The organism is Coprococcus intestinihominis (assembly GCF_040096555.1).
Lineage (GTDB): Bacteria > Bacillota > Clostridia > Lachnospirales > Lachnospiraceae > Coprococcus_A > Coprococcus_A intestinihominis.
Genome location: NZ_JBBMEK010000201.1, coordinates 1 through 6,177 on the forward strand (window position 1 = coordinate 1; position 6,177 = coordinate 6,177).

5 protein-coding genes and 1 riboswitch are annotated in these 6,177 nt (G+C 44.7%); all 5 genes read left to right on the top strand.

Features of this window, described 5'->3' with window-relative positions:
* Positions 1 to 143 precede the first annotated feature (143 nt).
* On the top strand, positions 144 to 659 hold the full coding sequence (locus WMO25_RS13430; RefSeq protein WP_117538578.1) for a cob(I)yrinic acid a,c-diamide adenosyltransferase: 516 nt from the start codon (positions 144 to 146) through the stop codon (positions 657 to 659).
* Positions 660 to 703: 44 nt separating this feature from the next.
* A riboswitch (Lysine riboswitch) is annotated at positions 704 to 878 on the top strand.
* Positions 879 to 1,031: 153 nt separating this feature from the next.
* On the top strand, positions 1,032 to 1,925 hold the full coding sequence (gene dapA / locus WMO25_RS13435) for a 4-hydroxy-tetrahydrodipicolinate synthase (RefSeq protein WP_015515420.1): 894 nt from the start codon (positions 1,032 to 1,034) through the stop codon (positions 1,923 to 1,925).
* A gap of 287 nt (positions 1,926 to 2,212) precedes the next feature.
* Positions 2,213 to 2,968, top strand: coding sequence for a 4-hydroxy-tetrahydrodipicolinate reductase (gene dapB / locus WMO25_RS13440; RefSeq protein WP_117527550.1), 756 nt, complete (start codon positions 2,213 to 2,215; stop codon positions 2,966 to 2,968).
* A 37-nt stretch (positions 2,969 to 3,005) separates the two neighbouring features.
* The gene (locus WMO25_RS13445) at positions 3,006 to 4,973 is read left to right on the top strand and encodes a fructose-1,6-bisphosphatase (protein ID WP_349085732.1); all 1,968 of its coding nucleotides are present in this window, start codon (positions 3,006 to 3,008) and stop codon (positions 4,971 to 4,973) included.
* The coding region (locus WMO25_RS13450; protein WP_349085730.1) for an NAD(+) synthase at positions 4,936 to 6,177 on the top strand (1,242 nt) is incomplete at its 3' end. The genes WMO25_RS13445 and WMO25_RS13450, both read left to right, overlap by 38 nt.

Below are 6,177 nucleotides of genomic sequence, written 5' to 3' on the forward strand. Positions count from 1 at the left end.
AAATTTCAAAAACAGACTTAAAAATGCAAGCATTTTATACCTGTTTTTGAAATTTTGCTTGGCTCTGAACAGTTACATATTGTTTTATAATTCACGATGTGAGAGGATAGAGAGATTCATTATAAGAATCAGAGGTAAATGTTGTGGAAAAAGGTTTAGTAAAGATTTACTTTGGTGAAGGCAAAGGCAAATCCACCTCTTCGATGGGGCGTGCACTTGTCTGCGCAGGCGAGGAGAAAGAAGTTTTTGTTATACAGTTTCTGAAGGGTAAGATGACCGGCAGTTTGGATTACCTGAAGAGACTGGAGCCGGAGATCAAGGTTTTCAGGTTCGAAAGAGAAGAAGCTTTTTATGAAGATCTGAGTGATGAGGAGAAGCAGGAGGAGAAGGTAAATATTCTCAATGGCTATAATTTTGCAAAGAAAGTATTATCCATTGGGGAATGTGATGTATTGATCCTGGATGAGATTCTGGGACTTGTTGATCTTGGGATTATTACCTGTGAAGATGTGATCCGCCTGATCGACATGAAAGATGAGTCTGTGGAATTGATCATGACAGGCCGTCACCTTCCGGAAGAACTGATTCCGTATGCGGATTATATTTCAAGGCTGGACATTGTGAAAGGTGCCTGCTCTGAAAAACCGTCATGTATGTAGCTTTTCTGTTGACATGAGGGGTATTTGGTGATACTATGAAACAGTAATTAAGTAGAGGCGCATATTTATATAAGTAGAACTCAGGATGCAGTCAGGTGCAGATGAATGGGTTGGAAAGGATGATATGCCGAAGCTTTATATTTCCTGGAAGATATATTGCTGGGCATACAGTTAAGAGCTGTATGACTGTCATCATTTTGATGGAGTGCTGCTTGAAGAATTTTCATAGTTGAGATTATTCTTATGAGTCGGCATTGCGTCGGCTCTTTTTTATGCCATGGTCTGTTTCATTGGAAGGCCCTGAGCCTTGCACAAAAAAGAGCGGAAGTATATGTCCCCTTTATGGCAGTAATAAAATTGGAGGAAAGAGATATGGCAATTTTTAAAGGTGCAGGTGTTGCAATCGTTACACCAATGCATGCAGACGGTTCAGTTAATTTTGAGAAACTTGAAGAGACCATTGATTATCAGATTGAGAATGGCACAGACAGTATTGTTATCTGCGGTACAACCGGTGAGTCTTCCACATTGTCAGAGGAAGAACATATTGAATGTATCCGTACAGCTATCAGCCGTACAGCAGGCAGAATTCCTGTTATTGCAGGTACAGGTTCCAACAGTACAGAGACAGCCATCTATCTGACGAAAGAGGCTGAAGAGGCAGGCGCAGACGGTGCACTGGTTGTGACACCTTATTATAATAAAGCAACACAGAAAGGCCTTGTGGCACATTACACAGAGATTGCAAAGCATACAGATATGCCGATCATTCTGTATAATGTACAGAGCCGTACAGGTGTGAATATTGCCCCTGAGACAGCTGTGACACTGGCAAAGACATGTGACAATATTGTCGGAATCAAGGAAGCCAGCGGCAATATTTCCCAGATTGCCACACTGATGCAGCTGGCAGACGGATGTATTGATTTATATTCAGGTAATGATGATGAAGTTGTTCCGATTCTGTCCCTTGGCGGTATCGGCGTGATTTCCGTATTTTCGAATATTTGCCCGAGAGATTCTCATGATATTGTTGCCAAGTATCTGGCAGGGGATGTGAAGGGAAGTCTTGAAATGCAGTTAAAGGCACTGCCTTTGATGCATGAATTATTCAACGAAGTGAATCCGATCCCTGTTAAAGCGGCAATGAATCTGCTTGGCATGAATGTCGGACCGCTCAGAATGCCTTTATCCGAGATTGAGCCTGAACATAAGGCACGTCTTGCTGCAGCCATGAAGGCTTATGGTCTGAAACTGGCAGAATAAGAAACAGATTTTTCTGGAGACTTTTTCGGAAGCACAGCGTATTGTGTATCCGGGAGAGTCTTTCTTTGTTTATTAAAAACTTGTAACTGTTCAGAGCCAAGCAAAATTTCAAAAAACAGGTTATGAGAATGTCAATACTTTAACTATAATTGCGTTATGGCCCGATGTAGGGTAAAATGAAAGTAGTGCATTGTCAGAAGACTGTAAAAGAGAAGACAATCGGGCAATGAACAGTTACCAATGAATATTTATATATGAATAGAATCAATCAAATGGAGGATACAGAGATGGTAAAGATAATTATGCATGGCTGCAACGGCGCCATGGGTCAGGTGATCACAAAGCTGGCAGCGGAAGACAAGGATGCAGAGATCACGGCAGGTATTGACCGTGTGGATAACAGAGAGAATCCATATCCGGTATTTACATCTTGTGATGCATGTGATGTGGAAGCGGATGTGATTGTTGACTTCTCTGTTGCACAGGCTGTAGATGGGGTTCTGGCTTATGCATTGAAGCGAAAGATGCCGCTGGTTCTTTGTACAACAGGTCTGAGTGAGAAACAGCTGGAGGATGTGAAGACTGCTTCAGCACAGATCCCGATCCTGCGTTCTGCCAATATGTCACTGGGTGTGAATACAGTTTTCAAGCTGGCAGCGGCAGCTGCAAAGATTCTCGGTGAAGTCGGTTATGACATTGAGATTGTTGAGAAGCATCACAACAAGAAGATGGATGCACCGTCCGGAACAGCACTGGCGATTGCAGATGCGATCAATGAGGCTATGGATGATCGCTATACATACAAACTGGATCGTTCAGCAGAACGTGCCAGAAGAGAGGCCAATGAGATCGGTATCCAGGCTGTCAGAGGCGGTACAATTGTCGGTGAGCATGAAGTCCTTTTCTGTGGTCCGGATGAAGTGATCGAGATTAAGCATACGGCTTATTCAAAGGCTATTTTCGGCAAGGGTGCGATTCAGGCTGCACAGTTTTTGAAGGGAAAGAAGCCGGGCATGTATCAGATGAGCGATGTCATTGGTTAGCAGAATAGAAAAACGGAAAGGAGCCGCTATGGAACAGATGGACGATTTACAGAAGCGTTATCTGAAACTTTTATCTGAGAAGTATCCGACCATTGCGTCGGCATCAACGGAGATTATCAACCTGTCTGCCATTATGAACCTGCCGAAAGGAACGGAGCATGCTCTCAGTGATATCCATGGAGAAGCCGAGCAGTTTTTCCATGTGCTGAAGAATGGTTCAGGGGCAGTCAGAGCCAAGATCGATGAAGAGTTCGGCAACAGCATCAGTATGAAGGACAAGAAGCAGCTTGCAACATTGATCTATTACCCGGAGAAGAAGCTTGAGCTTATAGAGAAGGAAGAAGATGATATTGAAGATTTTTACAGAATGACCTTTCATCGCCTGATCCGCGTCTGCAAGCGTTCGCAGTCTAAGTATACACGGTCAAAAGTCAGAAAGGCACTGCCGAAAGACTTCGCCTATATCATAGAGGAACTTCTTTACGAGAGAGAAGATATCCTGAATAAAGAGGCATACTACAATGAGATCATCAATACGATCATCCGCATTAATCGTGCTAAGGAATTCATTGTGGCTATGTGCAATCTGATCCAGCGTCTTGTTGTGGATCATCTGCATATCGTGGGGGATGTTTTTGACAGAGGTCCGGGGGCAGCTGCCATCATGGACAGACTGATGTCCTACCATTCTGTGGATATTCAATGGGGCAACCATGATGTGCTCTGGATGGGTGCAGCCAGCGGACATCCGGCCTGCATCGCCAATGTTATCCGTATCAGTGCCCGTTACGGCAATCTGAATACATTGGAAGATGATTACGGTATCAATCTGATGCCTCTGGCGAATTTTGCCAATACGGTTTATGGAGATGATCCTTGTTCACTGTTTGCGATTAAGCATGTGGAGAGGGAGGATTACAGCATCAGTCAGGTGGAAGAAGAAGTGGAAGTTAAGATGCATAAGGCCATTGCAATCATCCAGTTCAAACTGGAAGGGCAGCTGATGATGCGCCGACCGGAATTCCATATGGCGGACAGACTTTTACTGGATAAGATTAACTATGAAAAGGGCAGTATAACCATAGACGGCAAGGAATATGATCTGCTTGATCATAACTTCCCGACCATTGATCCGAAGGATCCGTATGCGCTTTCACCGGAAGAAGAAGATATTATGAACCGTCTTGTGACTGCCTTTAAGGGGTGTGAGAAGCTTCAGAAGCATATCCAGTTCTTCTTCAAGCAGGGCAGCCTTTATCTTTGCTACAATGACAATCTGTATTATCATGGCTGTGTTCCGTTCAATGAAGACGGCACATTCAGAGATGTAACATTGAAGGGCAAGAAGTATTCCGGTAAAGCTTTATATGATTTCCTTGAGAGCTGCGCAAGAAAGGGCTATTATATGAGCAGTGATCCGGAAGAGCGGCTGTACGGTCAGGATATTATGTGGTTCATCTGGTCCAATGAGGATTCACCTGTTTTTGGCAAGGAGAAAATGGCCACATTTGAGCGATATTTTATCAATGAACCATCATTGAAGGAAGAACGTAAGGATTATTATTATAAACTGATCGAGAGAGAAGATATCTGTGATATGATTCTCAGGGAATTCGGTATGGATCCGAAGCGATGCCATATTGTCAATGGTCATATGCCGGTGAAGTTCAAGAAGGGGGAAAGCCCGATCAAGGGCAACGGCAAGCTGCTGATTATTGACGGAGGATTTTCAAAGGCTTATCAGAAGACAACGGGTATTGCAGGCTATACGCTGATCTACAATTCCTACGGACTTCGACTTGTTACCCATGAACCATTTGAAAGTCTTGAAAAGGCGATTATCGAAGAGACCGATATCCATTCCAATATTACAGTTGTTCAGCTGGTCAATGAACGCCGGCTGGTTGCAGATACCGATGTCGGCAAGCAGATCCGCAAAGACATCGTTGATCTGGAACAGCTGCTGGATGCTTACCGAAGAGGCCTTCTCAGAGAAAAACGCTGACTATAACGATAAATTTGGAGGCAACATTCGTATGTTTGACGGATTTTTACGCGTTGCAGCGGCCACTCCGGATATCCGGGTGGCGGACTGCAATTTTAACGGCGCATCTGCGGCAGCACTTGTGTCCGAGGCCTATGAGCAGGGCGTCAGTCTGCTTGTACTGCCTGAATTATGCCTGACAGGATATACATGCAGTGATCTTTTCCTGCAGGAAAGCCTGTTGGATGGTGCAGGAAAGGCACTGCTTACACTGACAGAGGCTACAAGAGACAAGAATATGGTTGTATTAGCCGGTCTGCCGCTGACGGTGAATGGTGTCCTTTACAATGTCGCTGCAGTGCTTCATGATGGCGATATACTTGGATTTGTACCGAAGTCTTATCTGCCTACGTACTCAGAATTTTATGAAGGACGCCATTATCACAGCGGTGCGAATATTGAGGCGGATGTTTTATTTAATGGAAGAACGTATCCATTTGGTACCAGACTTTTGTTCAGATGCCGTCAGATGCCGGCTTTTACCCTTGGTATAGAGATCTGCGAGGATCTTTGGGTTGCACAGCCGCCAAGCATCAGCCATGCACTGGCAGGGGCGACGGTGATCGCCAATTTGTCAGCCAGTGATGAGACAACAGGCAAGGATATCTATCGCAGATCCCTTGTAAGCGGACAGTCTGCACGACTTGTCTGCGGCTATATTTATGCAGATGCCGGTGAGGGTGAATCTTCAACAGACCTTGTGTTTGGCGCGCACAATCTGATCTGCGAAAACGGCAGCATTCTGGCAGAATCTGAACGTTTCAGCAATCAGATGATCATGGCAGATATGGATATGTCCAAGCTGATCAGCGAACGACGCAGAATGACCACATGGCAGCCGAAGTTTGACAATGGTTACCGTGTGATTGATTTTGATCTTGAAATGCATGAAGTGGATTTAAGACGTTTCATTGATCCACATCCGTTTGTGCCGGATGATGCCATGGACAGAACGAGACGATGTGAAGAGATTCTGACAATTCAGGCGATGGGATTGAAGAAGCGTCTGGCACATACACACTGCAGACATGCGGTTGTAGGCATTTCAGGCGGTCTGGATTCCACATTGGCGTTGCTTGTGACTGTACGTGCTTTTGACATGCTGGATATGGACAGAAGTCAGATCATGGCTGTGACAATGCCGTGTTTCGGTACGACAGACAGA

Coding starts and splice junctions, on each gene's coding strand:
- dapB (WP_117527550.1), top strand. CDS start 2,213: ATGGTAAAGATAATTATGCATGGCTGCAACGGCGCCATGGGTCAGGTG.
- WMO25_RS13445 (WP_349085732.1), top strand. CDS start 3,006: ATGGACGATTTACAGAAGCGTTATCTGAAACTTTTATCTGAGAAGTAT.
- dapA (WP_015515420.1), top strand. CDS start 1,032: ATGGCAATTTTTAAAGGTGCAGGTGTTGCAATCGTTACACCAATGCAT.